Source organism: Undibacterium sp. WLX3042 (assembly GCF_049544825.1).
In the GTDB taxonomy this organism is placed as follows: domain Bacteria; phylum Pseudomonadota; class Gammaproteobacteria; order Burkholderiales; family Burkholderiaceae_D; genus Undibacterium.
Map to the genome: position 1 here is coordinate 3,208,933 of NZ_CP186698.1, position 17,769 is coordinate 3,226,701.

Genomic DNA, 17,769 nt, shown 5'->3' on the forward strand with positions numbered 1-17,769 from the left:
TACGCAAACGAAAATCAAACAACCGCCAGCAATGACAACAAGCAGCGGAAAACAAAGAGAAAGACTTTACATTATCTCAATATTTTTGCGCAATGCATTTCCCTCTGTCGATGCGCGAAATGAGGCAATTGTGTCTCATCAGGATTAAATTAATATCCCCGACCGACGTCCACCAATACCGGCAAACGCCCCTCATCACGATAACGGCGGATATTACCGGCAACAATCGCCGATGCGGTTTGCTTATCGGTCGGCGCGGAAATATGCGGCAACACCGTCACCTGAGGATGCTGCCAATGCCAGCTGGCGGCGGGCAATGGTTCCGTTTCAAATACATCGAGCACCGCATGCTGCAGATGACGGCAATCAAGTGCGGCCTGTAAATCGGCGTCCGACACAATCGCACCACGCGCAAAATTGATCAGCGACGCTCCCTTTGGTAACTGTGCCAGCCGCGCCGCATTCAGCAGACCTTTGGTGTCCGGCGTCAGAGGTAAGAGGCAAACCAGAATACTGGTTCTGGCCAGCATCTCAGACAAGCCCGATTCGCCCGAAAAACAATCAACTCCGGCAATATGTTTCTGACTGCGACTCCAGCCACACACCTGAAAACCGGCCGCCAGCAAGCGTTTCACGGCGGCTTCACCGAGTGCGCCCAGTCCCAGCAAACTGACCGTCTTAGATTGCGGCCGCACATATTCCAGTGGCAGCCACTGACTGCATTTTTGCTGTTGCGCGTAAGCCGGCATATTCCTGTGCAGGAACAAAGTCCAGGCGAGCACGGCTTCTGCCATCGTCTCCGCCAGCTGCGGATCGACCAGACGCACGATCTTTAAGTGACTCTGACCAAGGTCGGCTACCAGCCGCTCCACACCAGCCCAGACACTATGTACCCACCTCAACGCCGGCATTTGCTGTAAATTTGCAGGATCCGGATTCGCCACAATCGCTACCGTTACAAGTTGTTTTTCGAGCTCGGATAATTCATCAAATGCGACGATACGCTCGTCTGGCATCGCCTGCTGCAAGGCATGCACCCAGGCATGGGTTTGCGCGTAACCGGATGCGGCGACAAAAGGAACCGGCGTTCTGAGAAGTTCTTGTTTCATCGTATGGCACTTCTTTGAAATATTCAGAAGACGGGATCATACCCCGACCCGCTGCACTACAGCCGTAAGATAGCCTTAATAAACCAATTGCGTCGTAATGATCTGTCCGCAGAATATAATGAGCGATGACACGACCTTTCAGGCTTCAGCCTTATTTAGACACTCAGTTTCCTTTATATGCCCCCTACTTCTGGACTGAAAAATTCCCGCGAAGCCGACTGGCTGGCCTGGTTTGACGGTTCTGCAAAACCGAACCCCGGCAACTGTAAAATCGCCTGCGTACTGCACAGCCCCGACGGCAAAGTCACACAACATGCCGCCTCGATTGGTTATGGTGATAGCAGCGACGCCGAATATCAGGCCCTGATTGCCGCACTGACGATGCTGACCCAACAAGTGATGCAACCCGAAACACAAACCATACTGCTGCGCGGAGACAGTCAGGTCGTGATCAACGACGTACTCGCCGGCGAGTTACAGGCCTCCAGACTACTATCGGCTTATCGTCAACAGGCGCAAACGCTGATGTCGGCTTTACCGGGTTTGCGGCTGAAATGGGTTCCGCGCCATAAAAATACTGAAACCGATCAGCTTTTACGGGTCTGAATCAACGCTTAAGACACGCAAGCGTTTGATTATTCAGCATAAATTCATCTGACGCCAGGCAAGGATGAAGGCTTTCCGGTACAATCGCGCCCATGAATCCTTTGCCTAAAAATCTCTTCTCACGTCCTCGCTACCGACCTGAAGTCGGCGGCGATAACGCAGCTCCTTTTCTTCCCATGTCACGCGCCGAAATGGATGCACTTGGCTGGGACAGTTGCGACGTCATCCTTGTCACCGGTGATGCCTATATCGACCATCCAAGCTTTGGCATGGCCTTGATCGGTCGCGTACTCGAACATCAGGGTTTTCGTGTCGGCATCATCAGCCAGCCAGACTGGCATTCAGCCGAAGCATTCCGCGCTCTTGGTAAGCCGAATCTGTATTTCGGTGTCACTGCCGGCAATATGGATTCTATGGTCAATCGCTACACTGCCGACAGAAAAATCCGCTCGGAAGATGCTTACACGCCGGATGGTGATCGCAGCAAACGTCCGGACCGTGCGCTGGTTGTGTATGCGCAGCGCGCGCGCGAAGCTTTTCCGGATGCCAACGTTGTCATCGGCAGTATTGAAGCCAGTCTGCGCCGGATCGCACATTACGATTACTGGTCAGATAAAGTGCGGCGCTCTGTTTTGCCTGATTCTAAGGCTGACATACTGTTATTCGGTAATGCTGAAAGAGCACTGATCGACCTGACACACAGATTGGCAGAAGGTGAACCAATCAAAGAAATTCGCGATTTGCGCGGAACCGCGTTTATGGTGCCGCGCGGCTGGTTGCCAGATGAAGAATGGGTGGAAATCAACTCAGTTAAAATTGATACACCGGGAAAAATTGATGCGCACACTGATCCGTACGCGATGACACCCCAAGAAGGCGCGAAATGCGCGACTGGTGAAGGTGAAAGCGCAACGAACGCAAATGTGGCACAAACTGCGGCGACAACGGAAGTGAAGACGGATGTTGTTAAGCAGCAGGCAATTCGTATGATGAGCCGCGAAGAACGTCAATTGATGCTAAAGAATAAACAGCACAAATCGGTAATACGTCTGCCATCGTTCGATGAGGTCAAAGATGATCCAGTGATGTACGCACATGCATCGCGCGTGTTTCATCTGGAAGCGAATCCCGGCAATGCCAAAGCGCTTCGGCAAGGCCACGGGGACCGTGATGTCTGGCTGAATCCGCCACCGCTGCCACTGGCAATGGACGAAATGGATGGTGTCTATGACCGAGCCTACGCGCGTGCACCGCACCCGTCTTATGGTAAGGCGCGTATCCCTGCCTGGGAGATGATACGTTTTTCCGTCAACATCATGCGCGGTTGTTTCGGTGGCTGCACTTTCTGTTCTATCACCGAACACGAAGGCCGCATCATACAAAGCCGCTCAGAACCTTCTATTCTTCGTGAAATTGAAGAAATCCGCGACAAAGTTAAAGGCTTTACAGGCACGATTTCAGATCTCGGCGGTCCAACGGCAAATATGTACCGGCTTGCCTGCAAAGATAAAAAAATCGAAGAATCCTGCCGCCGGCTTTCCTGTGTCTATCCGTCAATTTGTACAAATCTCGGCACCGATCACAGCAAACTGATCTCGATTTATCGCAAGGCTCGTGCGATACCCGGCGTGAAGAAAATTCTGATCAGCTCTGGTCTGCGTTATGACCTCGCCGTCCGTTCGCCGGAATATGTCAAAGAACTGGTGACACATCACGTCGGTGGTTTATTAAAGATCGCACCGGAGCACACTGAAACGGATACTTTATCAAAAATGATGAAGCCCGGTATCGGCAGCTATGATGAATTCAAGCACATGTTTGACAAATATTCGCGCGAAGCGAATAAGGAACAATATCTGATTCCTTACTTCATCGCAGCACATCCTGGCTCTACCGATGAAGACATGCTGAATCTCGCGATCTGGCTCAAGAAAAACGACTTCAAGCTCGATCAGGTGCAGACGTTTATGCCAACACCGATGGCACTGGCAACGACCATGTACCATACGCGCAAAAATCCGCTCAAAAAAGTCACCGCGGATTCGGAAATTGTAGAAACTGCGCGTTCAGGAAAAATCCGGAAACTGCACAAAGCACTGCTACGCTATCATGCGCCGGAAAACTGGGAAATCATCCATGAGGCGTTAATACGCATGGGGCGGCGCGACCTGATCGGTAACAGCCCCCGTCATTTGATCCCGCCTCGCCAGCCTGTCATACCTGTCACCGTGGACGAAAGCGGTGTTGCCAACGGACGTCGCATTGCGGCTCCAAAAATCAATACTTATGGCAAAAAGCCCGTCGTACGCAGCAATGCAGCAACAACACCGAGAGCAACCTCATCGGCAGCACCGCGGCCGCCACTGGCGTACAAGTCAGCCAAGCCCAAGCTTAACCCGGCAAAGTCAGGCCGGCGCTAAGAGCCCGGTACAATTCTCAGTAAGGTAATTCAAAAGCCGCGGGCATTTCTGCATCGCGGCTTTTTTCTTTTTCTGACACTTCATCACAATCAGCTGTTGTAGAATCAACTGACCACTGCCTCGATTCCAATACTATCCGAAGGAGGAAATATGAAACACATGAAAACGGTTCTGATTCTCGAGCACACCGAAGAAGTATTTGACAAACTCACCTGTGATGTTTGTGGCGCCGAGTCTCTGTGGGATGAAAACTGGGGCACCAAAGAATACGAAAAAATCAATACCACCATTTCACTCGAGGAAGAAGAATCTTTTCCGAACGGCGGACAATCAAAGCTCACGCAATACCATATTTGTCCTTCTTGTTTTAAAGAGCATCTGACAAAATGGTTTGAAAGTCATCGTCAGGCAAAACCAACGATCACCACCTCGGTCTGGTAACCACAGCGCAAGCGCATCAGATAATGACCGGCAAGCAGGCAAATTCAGTATTCTTGGCGCACTACAAGGTATAATGCAAGGTTTGATTGCATAAGAAAAGCTAAAATTATGGAAGCCGAACGCCTCAACAGTCTGTCCTCCCTGCTCGCCGATCTGACGGTCCGTGAAGCTGAACTACGGAGGTATCTTTGACTTCGATATCAAGTCAGAGAAACTCGAACAAGTTAATGCTGAATTAGAAGATCCCGCCGTCTGGAACGATCCTAAGCGCGCGCAGGATCTGGGCAAAGAAAAAAAATCACTGGAAGCCGTCGTCAACACGCTGACCGAAGCCGAATCTGGCCTGCGTGATGCAAACGATCTTCTCGCCATGGCGAAAGAAGAAAACGACGACGATACACTGGAATCCATCGAGGCCGACGCACAGCATTTGCGCGGCCTGATCGAAGGCATGGAATTCCGCCGTATGTTCAATAATCCGATGGATCCGAACAACTGCTTCATTGACATCCAGGCCGGCGCCGGCGGTACCGAAGCGCAGGATTGGGCATCGATGCTGTTGCGTCAGTATCTGCGCTATTGCGAACGCAAAGGCTTCAAGGTTGAAATTCTTGAACAATCCGATGGTGATGTTGCCGGTATCAAGACAGCGACCCTGAAAGTCGAAGGCGACTATGCATACGGCTTCCTGCGCACCGAAACAGGCGTACATCGCTTGGTGCGCAAGTCACCATTTGACTCAAATAATGGCCGTCACACCTCGTTTTCAAGCTTGTTTGTTTACCCGGAAGTTGACGATTCATTTGAGATCGACATCAATCCGGCGGACGTGCGTACCGATACCTATCGTGCCTCTGGCGCCGGTGGTCAGCACATCAATAAAACGGATTCCGCTGTTCGTCTGACACACGGCCCATCAGGCATTGTTGTTCAATGTCAGAACGATCGCAGTCAGCATCGCAACCGCGCGGAAGCCTGGGAAATGCTGAAAGCGAAATTGTTTGAACTCGAATTGCGCAAACGCATGAGCGAAAAACAAAATCTGGAAGATTCCAAAACCGATGTTGGCTGGGGTCATCAGATCCGCTCTTACGTGCTCGATCAGTCTCGCATCAAAGATCTGCGCACCGGTTTTGAAACAGGAAATACCAAAGCAGTGCTGGACGGCGATCTGGATGAATTTATCGCTGCCTCACTAAAGCAAGGCGTTTAATTAAGACGAGCAATCACAACGACGTGATGTCGTCTGCAGGACATTGCGCCGACATACCAAACAGGCGGGCACGCTGCCCGGACAACTGAGAGAAATCTGAGAGAAATCTTATGTCAGAACTGAATAATCAAACTGCTGCCAGCGAATTGCCGGTTGATGAAAATTCCATCATCGCGGAACGCCGTGCCAAGCTCGATGCCATCCGCGCCAAAGGCGTCGCCTTTCCGAATGACTTCCGCCCGCAACATAAAGCCGCCAGTCTGCATGAACAGTATGGCTCCATCGGTCGCGAAGAACTGGAAGCCATGAATGTGGAAGTCAGCGTTGCTGGCCGCATGATGCTCAAACGCGAAGCGGGTAAAAAAGCTGCTTTCGCAACCTTGCAAGATGCATCCGGCCTGAAGGCTGATGGCCGCATACAGTTGTATGTGACACTGGATAAAACCGGCGAGGAAGCGATGGAAGCCTTCCGCCATTACGATCTGGGCGACATCCTCGGCGTTGAGGGCGTGTTGTTCAAAACCAAGACGGATGAGCTGACAGTTAAAGTCACAACTTTGCGTTTGCTGACCAAGTCACTGCGCCCTCTGCCAGACAAGTTCCACGGTCTGGCGAATCAGGAAACCAAATACCGTCAACGTTATGTTGATCTGATCATGAGCGAAGATACGCGCCGCACTTTCAAAGCGCGTACTGCAGCAATGACATCGATCCGTAACTTCATGGCCAGCCATGAATTCATGGAAGTCGAGACGCCAATGCTGCACGTGATTCCCGGCGGTGCAGCAGCCAAGCCTTTCATCACGCATCACAATGCGCTGGACATGGAAATGTATCTGCGTATCGCACCTGAACTGTATCTGAAGCGCCTGGTCGTCGGCGGCTTTAACCGCGTATTCGAAGTGAACCGCAATTTCCGTAACGAAGGCGTATCGCCACGTCACAACCCTGAATTCACAATGATGGAATTCTACGCAGCCTATGTCGATTACAAATGGCTGATGGATTTCACCGAACAAGTCATCCGCAAAGCCGCAGAAGACGCTCACGGCACGGCAGTGCTGACTTATCAGGGTAAAGAACTTGATCTGTCAAAACCTTTCGAACGTCTGACTATTGTCGGCGCGATCAATAAATACGCACCGCAATACACGCAAGAACAATTGCACGATGCTGAATTCATCAAAACTGAATTGCTGAAATTCGGCGTCAAACCGTTTGCGACCGCTGGCCTTGGCGCCTTGCAGCTGGCACTGTTTGAAGAAACTGCCGAAGCACAGCTTTGGAATCCGACTTACATCATCGACTATCCGGTTGAAGTGTCACCACTCGCGCGTGCTTCTGATACTGTTCCCGGCATCACCGAGCGTTTCGAGCTATTCATGACTGGCCGTGAAATTGCTAACGGTTTCTCGGAATTGAACGATGCCGAAGATCAGGCAGCACGCTTCCAGGCCCAGGTTGCCGCCAAAGATGCGGGCGATGAAGAAGCGATGTATTACGACGCTGATTATATCCGCGCACTCGAATACGGTCTGCCACCAACCGGCGGTTGCGGTATCGGTATCGATCGTCTGATGATGCTGATTACCGACTCGCCGAATATCCGTGACGTGATTCTGTTCCCGCATCTTCGCCGCGAAGATTGATCTCAGGGCAGCGAAGCGAAACCCGAAATAGCGAAAAGGGACTGTCATCTGCAGTCCCTTTTTTTGTTTCTTGCATTTACCTGATTTATTCAAATTGAGCCAAAACACTATGTCAGCAACACATCCGCTAAAAAAATTACTGCACTATGCCAGTGCTTACAAAACTGATTTACGGCTGGCGACACTGTATTCGATACTGAATAAATTCTTTGATGTGCTGCCGGAAGTGCTGATCGGTGTCGCGGTCGATATCGTCGTCAATGGCGAAAAAAGCTTTCTCGCCAAACGCGTGCTGGGCGGCTTCGGCATTACGGAAACCTGGCACCAGTTGGTGTTTCTGGGCGTGGTCAATGCGTTTATATGGATGGGTGAATCCTGGTTTGAGTATTTGCTGTCGCTGAAATGGCGCAAGCTGGCGCAGAATCTGCAACATGATTTACGGCTGGACACTTACGATCACGTACAAAAACTGGAAATGGCGTATTTTGAAAATCAGCGTACTGGCAATCTGATGTCGGTGCTGAATGAAGACATCAATCAGATGGAACGTTTTCTGAACGGTGGCGCGAACCAGATCATTCAGGTGATCTGCTCTTCCATCATGGTCAGCGCGGTCTTCTTTGCGCTGCAACCTTCGTTAGCAATCATTTCCCTGCTGCCGGTACCGGTAATTTTGTTCGGTGCATTCTGGTTCCAGAAACGGCTGGCACCGCGTTATGCCGAAGTCCGCGAGGCCGCTGGCGATGTCAGTGCCCGCCTGAACAACAACTTGCTCGGGCTGGCCACGATCAAAGCGTTTGCCACCGAAGATTTTGAAAAAAATCACATTGCCGAAGCCAGCAATATTTATCGCCAAGCCAATGCGCGGGCGATTGCGGTCAGCGCAGCCATTACCCCGGTTATCCGCATGGCGATCCTGGCAGGCTTTACCGCAACACTGGTGTACGGTGGCTGGCTAACCTTGCATGACGAACTGGCGGTCGGTGCATATTCTGTACTGGTCTATCTGACACAACGTCTGTTATGGCCGATGACCAGCCTGGCAGAGGTTGCGGATATGTATCAGCGCTCGATGTCAGCGATTGACCGCGCCATGAATTTGCTCGATACGAAAATCAACATTAGCTACGAAGGACAACACTTGCCGGCTAACAGAGTAAAGGGACATATCCGTTTCGATGCGGTCAATTTTTCTTACGGGGAGCAACAGACTTTGCACAATATCAGCCTCGACATACCTGCTGGCAAAACCATTGCCTTTGTAGGTTCGACGGGATCGGGCAAATCAACGCTGGTCAAACTTCTGCTGAGATTTTACACTCCACAAAGCGGCAAAATTTTTCTCGATAACGTTGCAACTGATAGTGTCAATCTGCAAGATTTACGTCGTCTGATCGGTTACGTTGCACAAGACAGTTTTTTAACCGATGGCACTATTGCTGAGAATATTGCCTATGGCTTGGACAACGTGCCGGAAGAAGCGATTGCCGCGGCGGCACAGGCGGCGGAAGCGACTGAATTTATCAGCAAGCTGCCTCTGAGTTTTGCCACCCGTATCGGCGAGCGCGGACAAAAATTATCCGGTGGTCAGCGCCAGCGACTGGCACTGGCGAGGGCCATCTTAAAAAATCCGCCAATTCTGATACTCGATGAAGCAACCAGCGCAGTGGACAATGAAACAGAAGCAGCGATACAACGCAGCCTTGATGTCGTCAGTCGTGACCGTACCACCATCGTCATCGCGCACAGGTTGTCAACGGTGAGACAGGCCGATTGCATCTATTTACTGGAAGCTGGTCAGATTATCGAAAGTGGCACCCATGACGATTTACTGAAATTAAATGCTGGCTATGCGGCACTGTGGCGTCTGCAAACAGGCGAACGCGCACAAGGTCAAACACAATCAGCCACGTAATGCTGTCTGCTTAAATTTAATTTTTTTTCGGCATGATGCATGCACCCAGCATTTGCGAGCAGCCGACTTTTTATTTGCAACAATAATGATGAAGTCACTTTGAAGCAGATTAGATATCGATATTGACAACCCTTGCAATAGGGGTTGTCAGCACTCTCAACACATCAGGAAATTGTTTTTGCCAGCGCAAGTGCACTGAGGAAAGCATGCTCTACTCTGCCATTGCCTTCCAGCCCGGTCGCAAACCAATCGCCACAGACACCGATTCCCAGTTTGGCATCCCATAGACAATCCCGCGCCAACGGATGCTCTGCCTGCGCAAAACGCCAGCGATGAACGACCGCATAAATAGGCTGTACCCACGAGCCTGTGGCTTCATGGAAGGCTTTTAATAATTTCTCTTTCGCACGCTCAGGATCTTCCTCCAGATGTTCCACACTCCATGCCGGCGTAGCGTGTGCTACCCAGCGTTCACCTACGCGGTGCTCCGGCTTGGAAGTATCTCTGGCAATCCAGCCCAGGCGCGAATGATTAACCCACGCGCCATCGTATGGCAATTCCAGGGAATTCTGGAAGCCCAGCATCATCGTCCAGCATGGTGCCAGCTTTGCCTGGTAAGCTTGTGTTGAGAATTCAGGAGCAACATCAAGTAAAGGCGCAGCCTGATCGGCCGGAATCGCCAGTACAACCGCATCAAACGGACCGGCAGTCGCTGGAATCACAACCGTATTTGACTGAATTTTGAGTAACCATTGTTTATCGTGACGCTCCAGCGCCAGCACTTGCTGTTCTTTCCTGACATCCAGGCCATGTGCGAGTTGCTTGCCGAGCGCATTCATACCAGGTACTGCGACATAGCGCGTCGAACTACGTCCTGCAGGTTTGGCAATACCCGCGTCCAGCGTCACCAGACGTGCATTCCAGGCGGCAATCCAACCCAGCTTTTTCCAGTCAGCGACTTCTTTTTTAAAGCGGTCAGATGTCGCCGTAAAATACTGCGCTCCGTGATCGAAACCGCCGACTTCCGTTTGCCGCGTACTCATGCGTCCGCTGACGCCCAGGCTTTTTTCGTACACGGTGACATGATGTCCCTGCGATTGCAATTGACGAGCTGCGGTGAGTCCGGATAATCCGGCACCTACGATGGCGATATGCATAATTTCCCCTTTTCCAGACAATAAAAAACGCCCGCATCTGATTATTTGCGGGCGTTATTTCGAATCAAACCGGCATCAGGCGGTTACCTATTCTTCATTTTCGGCAACAGGCCAATCGCGGATATACGCTTTCAGCATTTTATTTTCAAAACTCTGCGCTTCGAGCACTGCACGCGCCACGTCGTAAAACGAAATCACGCCCATCAGCGTTTTTGCATCCATGACAGGCAGATAGCGTGAATGTTTTTCCAACATCATGCGACGTACTTCGTTAACTTCGGTTTCCGGCGTGACCGTCATAGGATGGTCGTCCATATATTTACGTACGGTACCGCTTCCCAACGAACCCTTATTCGTATGAATCGCGCGAATGACTTCGCGGAAGGTCAGTATGCCAACCAGATCACCATATTCCATTACAACCAGAGAACCGATGTCTTTTTCTTCCATGACACTGATCGCATCTGCAATCGGCGTATCAGGTGTGATAGTGAAAAGGATGTTGCCTTTGACTTGAAGAATTTCCGAGACTTTCATGGGGCTCCCCTCCTATGTATTCTGTTTTTTTAAAACTGTTTTCAATGTATCGCAAGCCATGCAAAAAATCCAGCAAGTTCATCGTAAAAACGGCATTTCATTTTGCGATCTTAATGGTAGCATTGGCTGATCACAATACGGAGACCAGAGTTTATGAGTGCCCCCCACTATCCCGGATTCGACACACTTTCTTTGCATGCTGGCGCAACACCCGACCCGGCAACAGGTGCACGTGCGACGCCTATCTATCTGACATCCTCATTTGCGTTTAAAGATTCAGATCACGCCGCTTCACTGTTCAATATGGAACGCGCCGGACATGTCTATTCGCGCATCTCGAATCCGACCAATGCAGTCCTGGAAGAAAGGATCGCCGCTCTTGAAGGCGGAGTTGCCGGCATTGCCGTCGCCAGCGGACAAGCCGCATTGCATCTGGGTTTAACGACCATCGCCGGTGCCGGATCACATATCGTTGCTTCCCGTGCTTTGTATGGTGGCTCACAAAACCTTCTCGCCTATACTTTAAAACGCTTTGGCATAGAAACCACCTTCGTTGATCCGCGTGACCCGGACGCTTGGCGCGCGGCGATACGTCCAAATACTAAAGCCTTGTTTGCTGAAACTCTCGGCAATCCCGGACTGGATGTTCTGAACATACCTTTGATCGCAGAAATTGCCCACGCACACGATTTACCGCTGATGCTGGATTCAACGTTTACCACGCCGTATTTATTACGTCCGTTTGATCATGGTGCTGATCTGGTTTTTCACTCCGCAACTAAATTTTTGTGCGGGCATGGCACTGCGATTGGTGGCTTACTGGTCGATGGCGGCACATTCGACTGGCAGAAAGCGTATGACCGAACCGGACGTTTTGCCGAGCTTTGCGAACCCTATGACGGCTTTCACGGCATGGTGTTTGCCGAAGAGTCGACTGTCGGCGCATTTTCCTTACGGGCACGACGCGAAGGATTGCGCGACTTCGGCGCCTGCATGAGCCCACATAATGCATTCGCTATCCTGCAAGGCGTAGAAACACTGGGCTTGCGCATGGACAGACATGTCGCCAATACCCGTAAAATCGTTGATTTCCTGGTAAAACATCCTGCTGTTGCTGCCGTTTCTTACCCGGAATTAGAAACACATCCTGACTACGAACTCGCAAAAACCCTGCTGCCCAAAGGTTGTGGGGCGGTTTTCTCATTCAATCTGAAAGGCGATCGCGCCGCTGGCCAGCGTTTTGTTGAATCACTGAATGTGTTCTCGCATCTGGCGAATGTAGGCGATGCGAAATCGCTGGTGATACACCCGGCATCTACCACGCATTTCCGTGTTCCGACAGAACAGTTGCAGGCCTCCGGCATCACAGAAGGAACACTGCGCTTATCAGTCGGTCTGGAAAATGTTGAAGACCTGATTGAAGACCTGACACGCGGCTTGAAAGCTGCTCAGAAAGGAGCCTGAGATGCTGTTTCAGATTCAAGGAAAAGACGCTTATTGCTACACCGGAGGTAAAACCTTCAATCCTGCTCTGCCGAGCATCGTGTTCATACACGGCGCACAGAATGATCATTCTGTCTGGGCCTTACAGTCCCGCTATTTTGCCCATCATGGTTATAACGTCCTCGCTGTTGATTTACCGGGGCATGGCCGCAGCAAAGGCCAGGCGCTGAATAGCGTAGAGCAGATGGCGACCTGGCTGATTGCTTTGCTTGATGCTGCCGGTATTGAGCGCGCCGCTCTGGCAGGACACAGTATGGGCTCGCTGATTGCTCTGGAAGCCAGTTATCAGGCGTCGGACAGAGTCAGTCATCTCGCAATGATAGGTACAGCCTACCCGATGAAGGTATCAGACCTGCTTTTGAATGCAGCGCGCGACGACGAGCAGGCTGCGATAGATATGGTGAACATCTGGTCACACAGCAGTATTGCGCATAAACCGTCCTGCCCTGGACCTGGATTTTCCGTCCTTGGCGGCAGCAAGAGGTTGATGCAACGCATTTCTGCGATCAACCCCGATTTGGTTTTTTATACGGATTTCTTCGCCTGTAACGCTTACAGCAATGGCGAAATTGCTGCGCAATCAGTCAGGTGTCCGACCTTATTCCTGCTCGGCAAAAAAGATCAGATGACCCCGCCGAAAGCGATCGCCGGCTTGCGTAGTCTGATTTCTCATAGCAAAACTTCCGTTATAGACAATTGTGGACACGACCTGATGGCAGAACAGGCCGATGCCGTGCTGGATACCTTATTCGATTTCGTGCGAGGTAGCTGAGTGTGGCGATGAATCTTGAAAGCTGGGCCTTGTTCACCGCGACAGAAGCGGCAATGTCACTCTCTCCCGGCCCGGCAGTCATGATGGTGGTTGCGTATGGCATTGCGCGGGGCTGGAAAACATCCTTGTTTGTCACGTTGGGGATTTTAACGGCGAATGCGATTTACTTTGCGCTCTCGGCAACCGGTATCGGCAGCCTGCTGCTGACATCGCCGATGCTGTTCATGGGAATCAAGTATCTTGGTGCAGCCTATCTGGTCTATCTGGGCTTATCAGCAATACTGGGGAAACCCTCACCCATCAGCATATCCAGACTGGATGGGCCGCCACAAAAAGGAAGCCGCATCTTTTTCAGCGCTCTTAGCCTGCAATTGACCAATCCCAAGATCTTGCTTACCTTTGTAGCCATCCTGCCGCAGTTTATCGATCAGCATGAAGCCGTCGGTTTGCAAATGCTGATTCTGGCCATCTGCTCCATGATTCCTGAATTTTTTATTTTGCTGGGATACGGTGTGTTGGCAAGCAAAGCCAGCCATTGGGCGACACAAGAAAAATATGCAGTAATGACAGAGCGTATCGCAGGTGTACTGATATTGTGTGCTGCCACGCTGGTTGCCGCCGTCTGAAAAAAGGGAGAATACCCTCTCCCTTTTTTCAGACATCTATTTCAATTCATAATCAACTGATTCTCAACTGACTCCCGACCATCAAAACTCTTCCCAGGCATCTGATGCCGCTTTTTTCTCAGGAGCAGTATCATTCACCTGCCTGAGTCTTTTAATACTTGAGGTCTGCGCCCTCACCACAGCAGCTTTTTTACCAGGCAAAGTCGTTGTTACACGCTTTGTGACGGGTTCAGTGCCCGCAAGCGGGATCGCTGTCATATTAGCGAGCTGAAATGTACTGACAAGCTGGCTGAGATGATCCGCCTCATTCTGCAACGCCGACGCTGAAGCTGCAGCTTGCTCCACCAGTGCAGCATTTTGCTGCGTCACATCATCCATCTGAACGATTGCCTCATTGATTTGTTCTATACCTGAAGTTTGCTCTTGCGTTGCCATCATGATTTCACTCATGATGCTGGACGTGTAAGAAATTCTGTGTGTGCGGGGCCGGGTTTTAGTTAATCGCGTTGGTGAAGCGTTCGCCAAACATGATGGCAAACTGATTGGCCGCCAGCTTCCAAGTGCGCCTGAAACTGGCTGACGCACTGGATACTTACATCCCAACACCAGAACGCGCTGTTGACGGTGCCTTCCTGTTGCCAGTTGAAGACGTATTCTCCATCTCCGGTCGCGGTACTGTGGTAACTGGTCGTGTTGAACGCGGCATTATCAAAGTCGGCGAAGAGATTGAAATCGTTGGTATCAAAGAAACAGTAAAAACAACATGTACTGGCGTTGAAATGTTCCGCAAACTGCTCGACCAAGGTCAGGCAGGCGATAACGTTGGTGTACTGCTGCGTGGTACAAAACGTGAAGATATCCAACGCGGTCAAGTGTTGGCAAAACCAGGTTCGATCAAGCCACATGCACATTTCACTGGCGAGATCTATGTTCTGTCGAAAGACGAAGGTGGTCGTCATACACCATTCTTCAACAACTATCGTCCACAGTTTTACTTCCGTACAACGGACGTCACTGGCTCGATCGAGTTGCCAGCAGATAAAGAAATGGTGATGCCAGGTGATAACGTCTCTATCACAGTCAAACTGATCAACCCGATTGCGATGGAAGAAGGCTTGCGCTTTGCGATTCGTGAAGGTGGTCGTACTGTTGGTGCAGGTGTTGTTGCTAAAATTATCGATTAATTTTTAAAATTCATTCGAAATAAGTGGTGTGACTGGCCAAAGTCGCATCACTTATCAAATGGTTCTAAGATGTAGGGGTGTAGCTCAATTGGCAGAGCGTCGGTCTCCAAAACCGAAGGTTGTAGGTTCGATTCCTACCGCCCCTGCCACCGTCAAGGCCGCAGGGCACCGAAAGTAAATCAAAAGTATGTCTAATCATTCCGTACAAACAGTAAGTACCTCCAATGACAAATATAAAGTCATTCTGGCGGGTGCTGCAGTCGTTTCTGGAATTGCTGCTTTTTACATTCTTGCTGGTCAGTCAACCTGGATTCGCGTTGTTGCTCTGGTAGCTGGATTGATTGTTGCTGTCGGTCTGCTCGCGATCTCGGAGGTTGGTCGTAATTTTGTCGATTTTGCGAAGGAGTCTGTTCGCGAGACAAAAAAAGTAGTCTGGCCTACACGTAAAGAGGCTGGTCAGATCACGGCAGTCGTATTTGGTTTTGTATTGGTCATGGCGATCTTTCTCTGGGGAACTGATAAGTTTCTCGAGTTTCTGCTGTATGACGTAATCCTTGGATGGAAAAAATAATGAACGATAACATTCAGGAAAACGAGCAAGGTACAGCGCCTCAGGTGTCTGTACCTAAAAGCGCTAAAAAATGGTACGCCGTCCATGCTTATTCCGGTATGGAGAAAAGTGTTCACCGTGCTCTGGTGGAACGTATTGAACGCGCTGAAATGCAGGATATGTTTGGTCGTATTCTCGTGCCAACAGAAGAAGTGATTGAAGTTCGCAATGGTCGTAAAGTAGTTACTGAACGTCGTTTGTTCCCAAGTTATGTGTTCGTTGAGATGGATATGACAGACGACACATGGCATTTGGTAAAAAACACCAGTAAAGTGACGGGTTTTATCGGTGGTAAATCAAATAAACCTGCCCCGATTCCTCAGCATGAAGTGGATAAGATTCTGCAGCAAATGCAGGATGGTGTTGAGAAGCCAAGACCAAAAGTATTGTATGAAGTTGGCGAGGTCGTGCGCATTAAGGAAGGTCCGTTCACTGATTTCAATGGTAACGTTGAAGAAGTAAATTACGAGAAATCTAAAGTGCGTGTGACAGTGACTATTTTTGGTCGCGCTACTCCCGTTGAATTGGAATTCGCTCAGGTTGAAAAAGTCTGAGAGTAGTAATCGTCGATCAGTACGAAAAGACGCAATCTTTGAAACTGATAATCAAGCAGAGGAGCCTGACTTAGTGAATATTTTTGTCAGGCGCTAATACTCAATCAATGAAGGAGCCAACATGGCAAAGAAAATTATCGGTTTTATCAAGCTGCAAGTGCCAGCTGGTAAAGCAAACCCATCCCCACCAATCGGTCCAGCTCTGGGTCAACGTGGTTTGAACATCATGGAATTCTGTAAAGCATTTAATGCGCAGACTCAGGGTGTTGAACCAGGTATGCCAATTCCTGTTGTGATCACTGCGTTTGCAGATAAGTCTTTCACTTTCGTGATGAAGACTCCTCCAGCAACTTACATGATCAAAAAAGCTGCAGGTATCACTAAAGGTTCAGCTAAGCCTCACACTGATAAAGTTGGTAGCATCACACGTAAGCAAGCTGAAGAGATCGCGACTACTAAACGCGCAGATCTGACAGCAGCTGATATGGACGCAGCAGTGCGTACTATCGCTGGTTCCGCTCGCTCTATGGGCATCACGGTGGAGGGTCTGTAATGGCTAAGTTATCTAAAAAAGCAAAGTTGCTCGCAACTAAAGTAGATCGTCTGAAAGTGTACCCATTCGACAATGCGATCGCACTGATCAAAGAATGCGCTACTGCAAAATTCAACGAGTCTATCGACGTTTCCGTTCAACTCGGTGTTGATCCTAAGAAATCTGATCAGGTTGTCCGTGGCGCAGTAGTGTTGCCAGCGGGTACAGGTAAGACAGTACGCGTAGCAGTGTTTGCTCAAGGTGCGAAAGCCGAAGAAGCAAAAGCGGCTGGTGCGGACATCGTTGGTATGGAAGATCTGGCAGAGCGCGTTAAATCTGGCGATATGCCATTTGATGTCGTGATTGCATCTCCTGATACTATGCGTATCGTTGGTACTCTGGGTCAGGTTCTGGGTCCACGTGGTCTGATGCCAAATCCAAAGGTCGGTACAGTGACTCCAGATGTTGCGACAGCAGTTAAAAATGCAAAAGCAGGTCAGGTACAATACCGTACAGATAAAGCAGGTATTATTCACACAACGATCGGCCGTAAATCTTTCTCCGATGGTGACCTGAAATCGAATCTGGTTGCTTTGATCGATGCACTGAACAAAGCTAAACCTGCGACAAGCAAAGGTGTTTACCTGCGTAAGATTTCTATCTCATCTACGATGGGTGCTGGTGTGCGTGTTGATCACGCTAATCTCGGCTAAGTAAAAAATTAAGTCCTCATGCTGTATTGCATGAGGCGTATCTTTGGGCTAGATATGCTGAGTAATCAGTATATCCAGAGTGTCAAAGACCGTTGGGCTTGTGACTTTGTTTCAAGTTAAACATCTGTAAAGAAAATTAACAGAACCCAACGCAGATGGTGTACCCGAACAAGTTTTGTAGTGATTACTGGTCCCCCAGTGAAACTCCTAACTTCGGACGCCGTGTTC

General features: G+C 50.1%; 17 protein-coding genes, 1 tRNA gene and 1 pseudogene. 15 read left to right on the top strand and 4 right to left on the bottom strand.

Annotated features, from left to right (window positions below; genetic code table 11):
* Positions 1-149 precede the first annotated feature (149 nt).
* On the bottom strand, positions 150-1,109 hold the full coding sequence (locus ACPAOP_RS14505) for a 2-hydroxyacid dehydrogenase (RefSeq protein ID WP_423708489.1): 960 nt from the start codon (positions 1,107-1,109) through the stop codon (positions 150-152).
* Positions 1,110-1,286: 177 nt separating this feature from the next.
* On the opposite strand from ACPAOP_RS14505, the gene ACPAOP_RS14510 reads away from it, so the two are divergent.
* The 6 genes from ACPAOP_RS14510 to ACPAOP_RS14535 all read left to right on the top strand — a co-directional run bounded on the left by ACPAOP_RS14510 (position 1,287) and on the right by ACPAOP_RS14535 (position 9,353).
* Positions 1,287-1,715 carry a ribonuclease HI family protein gene (locus tag ACPAOP_RS14510; RefSeq protein WP_423681717.1) on the top strand — a complete coding sequence of 143 codons (429 nt, stop codon included), beginning with the start codon at positions 1,287-1,289 and terminating at the stop codon, positions 1,713-1,715.
* Positions 1,716-1,891: 176 nt separating this feature from the next.
* Positions 1,892-4,135 carry a YgiQ family radical SAM protein gene (locus ACPAOP_RS14515; protein ID WP_423710029.1) on the top strand — a complete coding sequence of 748 codons (2,244 nt, stop codon included), beginning with the start codon at positions 1,892-1,894 and terminating at the stop codon, positions 4,133-4,135.
* Positions 4,136-4,285: 150 nt separating this feature from the next.
* The gene (locus tag ACPAOP_RS14520; RefSeq protein ID WP_423681716.1) at positions 4,286-4,576 is read left to right on the top strand and encodes a hypothetical protein; all 291 of its coding nucleotides are present in this window, start codon (positions 4,286-4,288) and stop codon (positions 4,574-4,576) included.
* A gap of 108 nt (positions 4,577-4,684) precedes the next feature.
* Positions 4,685-5,789 (top strand): peptide chain release factor 2 gene (gene prfB, locus ACPAOP_RS14525; RefSeq protein ID WP_423681714.1). Its coding sequence is split into 2 segments (ribosomal slippage): positions 4,685-4,765 and positions 4,767-5,789, totalling 1,104 coding nucleotides; the frame shifts between segments, so codons are not numbered across the junction.
* A 110-nt stretch (positions 5,790-5,899) separates the two neighbouring features.
* Positions 5,900-7,438, top strand: coding sequence for a lysine--tRNA ligase (gene lysS / locus ACPAOP_RS14530; protein WP_423708490.1), 1,539 nt, complete (start codon positions 5,900-5,902; stop codon positions 7,436-7,438).
* Between the two features lie 109 nt (positions 7,439-7,547).
* Positions 7,548-9,353, top strand: a complete 1,806-nt coding sequence (locus tag ACPAOP_RS14535) for an ABC transporter ATP-binding protein (RefSeq protein ID WP_423708491.1) — start codon at positions 7,548-7,550, stop codon at positions 9,351-9,353.
* Positions 9,354-9,517: 164 nt separating this feature from the next.
* Here ACPAOP_RS14535 and ACPAOP_RS14540 read toward each other — a convergent pair whose 3' ends face one another.
* The gene (locus tag ACPAOP_RS14540; RefSeq protein ID WP_423708492.1) at positions 9,518-10,510 is read right to left on the bottom strand and encodes an NAD(P)/FAD-dependent oxidoreductase; all 993 of its coding nucleotides are present in this window, start codon (positions 10,508-10,510) and stop codon (positions 9,518-9,520) included.
* 87 nt (positions 10,511-10,597) lie between these two features.
* Positions 10,598-11,047 carry a CBS domain-containing protein gene (locus tag ACPAOP_RS14545; protein ID WP_186885470.1) on the bottom strand — a complete coding sequence of 150 codons (450 nt, stop codon included), beginning with the start codon at positions 11,045-11,047 and terminating at the stop codon, positions 10,598-10,600.
* A gap of 153 nt (positions 11,048-11,200) precedes the next feature.
* Between ACPAOP_RS14545 and ACPAOP_RS14550 the strand changes: the two genes are divergently transcribed.
* Genes ACPAOP_RS14550 through ACPAOP_RS14560 form a run of 3 tightly spaced genes read left to right on the top strand, consistent with a single transcriptional unit; the run spans position 11,201 to position 13,948 of the window.
* Positions 11,201-12,511, top strand: a complete 1,311-nt coding sequence (locus ACPAOP_RS14550) for an O-acetylhomoserine aminocarboxypropyltransferase (protein ID WP_423708493.1) — start codon at positions 11,201-11,203, stop codon at positions 12,509-12,511.
* A gap of 1 nt (position 12,512) precedes the next feature.
* The gene (locus ACPAOP_RS14555) at positions 12,513-13,322 is read left to right on the top strand and encodes an alpha/beta fold hydrolase (protein ID WP_423708494.1); all 810 of its coding nucleotides are present in this window, start codon (positions 12,513-12,515) and stop codon (positions 13,320-13,322) included.
* Positions 13,323-13,330: 8 nt separating this feature from the next.
* Positions 13,331-13,948, top strand: coding sequence for a LysE family translocator (locus ACPAOP_RS14560; RefSeq protein WP_423681707.1), 618 nt, complete (start codon positions 13,331-13,333; stop codon positions 13,946-13,948).
* Positions 13,949-14,029: 81 nt separating this feature from the next.
* Here the strand turns inward: ACPAOP_RS14560 and ACPAOP_RS14565 are convergent, their stop codons facing one another.
* Positions 14,030-14,398 (bottom strand): chemotaxis protein, encoded by a 369-nt coding sequence (locus ACPAOP_RS14565; RefSeq protein WP_423708495.1) that lies wholly within the window; start codon positions 14,396-14,398, stop codon positions 14,030-14,032.
* Between the two features lie 116 nt (positions 14,399-14,514).
* Between ACPAOP_RS14565 and ACPAOP_RS14570 the strand changes: the two are divergent.
* From ACPAOP_RS14570 to rplA, 6 genes and pseudogenes are all read left to right on the top strand, one after another.
* Positions 14,515-15,132 (top strand): annotated as a pseudogene (locus tag ACPAOP_RS14570) (EF-Tu/IF-2/RF-3 family GTPase); the annotation flags it as partial.
* A 73-nt stretch (positions 15,133-15,205) separates the two neighbouring features.
* Positions 15,206-15,281, top strand: a tRNA-Trp gene (locus ACPAOP_RS14575).
* A gap of 38 nt (positions 15,282-15,319) precedes the next feature.
* Positions 15,320-15,703, top strand: a complete 384-nt coding sequence (gene secE / locus ACPAOP_RS14580) for a preprotein translocase subunit SecE (RefSeq protein ID WP_423680566.1) — start codon at positions 15,320-15,322, stop codon at positions 15,701-15,703.
* Positions 15,703-16,296: a transcription termination/antitermination protein NusG gene (gene nusG, locus ACPAOP_RS14585; protein WP_423680567.1), complete on the top strand. Its 594-nt coding sequence runs from the start codon at positions 15,703-15,705 to the stop codon at positions 16,294-16,296. Before secE ends, nusG begins: the two co-directional genes overlap by 1 nt.
* 121 nt (positions 16,297-16,417) lie before the next feature.
* The gene (gene rplK / locus ACPAOP_RS14590; protein WP_186886082.1) at positions 16,418-16,849 is read left to right on the top strand and encodes a 50S ribosomal protein L11; all 432 of its coding nucleotides are present in this window, start codon (positions 16,418-16,420) and stop codon (positions 16,847-16,849) included.
* Complete coding sequence (gene rplA, locus ACPAOP_RS14595) at positions 16,849-17,541, top strand: 50S ribosomal protein L1 (protein WP_423680568.1); 693 nt, start codon at positions 16,849-16,851, stop codon at positions 17,539-17,541. Before rplK ends, rplA begins: the two co-directional genes overlap by 1 nt.
* The last annotated feature ends 228 nt before the right edge of the window (positions 17,542-17,769 follow it).

Coding starts and splice junctions, on each gene's coding strand:
- ACPAOP_RS14505 (WP_423708489.1), bottom strand. CDS start 1,109: ATGAAACAAGAACTTCTCAGAACGCCGGTTCCTTTTGTCGCCGCATCC.
- ACPAOP_RS14510 (WP_423681717.1), top strand. CDS start 1,287: ATGCCCCCTACTTCTGGACTGAAAAATTCCCGCGAAGCCGACTGGCTG.
- ACPAOP_RS14515 (WP_423710029.1), top strand. CDS start 1,892: ATGTCACGCGCCGAAATGGATGCACTTGGCTGGGACAGTTGCGACGTC.
- ACPAOP_RS14520 (WP_423681716.1), top strand. CDS start 4,286: ATGAAACACATGAAAACGGTTCTGATTCTCGAGCACACCGAAGAAGTA.
- lysS (WP_423708490.1), top strand. CDS start 5,900: ATGTCAGAACTGAATAATCAAACTGCTGCCAGCGAATTGCCGGTTGAT.
- ACPAOP_RS14535 (WP_423708491.1), top strand. CDS start 7,548: ATGTCAGCAACACATCCGCTAAAAAAATTACTGCACTATGCCAGTGCT.
- ACPAOP_RS14540 (WP_423708492.1), bottom strand. CDS start 10,510: ATGCATATCGCCATCGTAGGTGCCGGATTATCCGGACTCACCGCAGCT.
- ACPAOP_RS14545 (WP_186885470.1), bottom strand. CDS start 11,047: ATGAAAGTCTCGGAAATTCTTCAAGTCAAAGGCAACATCCTTTTCACT.
- ACPAOP_RS14550 (WP_423708493.1), top strand. CDS start 11,201: ATGAGTGCCCCCCACTATCCCGGATTCGACACACTTTCTTTGCATGCT.
- ACPAOP_RS14555 (WP_423708494.1), top strand. CDS start 12,513: ATGCTGTTTCAGATTCAAGGAAAAGACGCTTATTGCTACACCGGAGGT.
- ACPAOP_RS14560 (WP_423681707.1), top strand. CDS start 13,331: ATGAATCTTGAAAGCTGGGCCTTGTTCACCGCGACAGAAGCGGCAATG.
- ACPAOP_RS14565 (WP_423708495.1), bottom strand. CDS start 14,398: ATGAGTGAAATCATGATGGCAACGCAAGAGCAAACTTCAGGTATAGAA.
- secE (WP_423680566.1), top strand. CDS start 15,320: ATGTCTAATCATTCCGTACAAACAGTAAGTACCTCCAATGACAAATAT.
- nusG (WP_423680567.1), top strand. CDS start 15,703: ATGAACGATAACATTCAGGAAAACGAGCAAGGTACAGCGCCTCAGGTG.
- rplK (WP_186886082.1), top strand. CDS start 16,418: ATGGCAAAGAAAATTATCGGTTTTATCAAGCTGCAAGTGCCAGCTGGT.
- rplA (WP_423680568.1), top strand. CDS start 16,849: ATGGCTAAGTTATCTAAAAAAGCAAAGTTGCTCGCAACTAAAGTAGAT.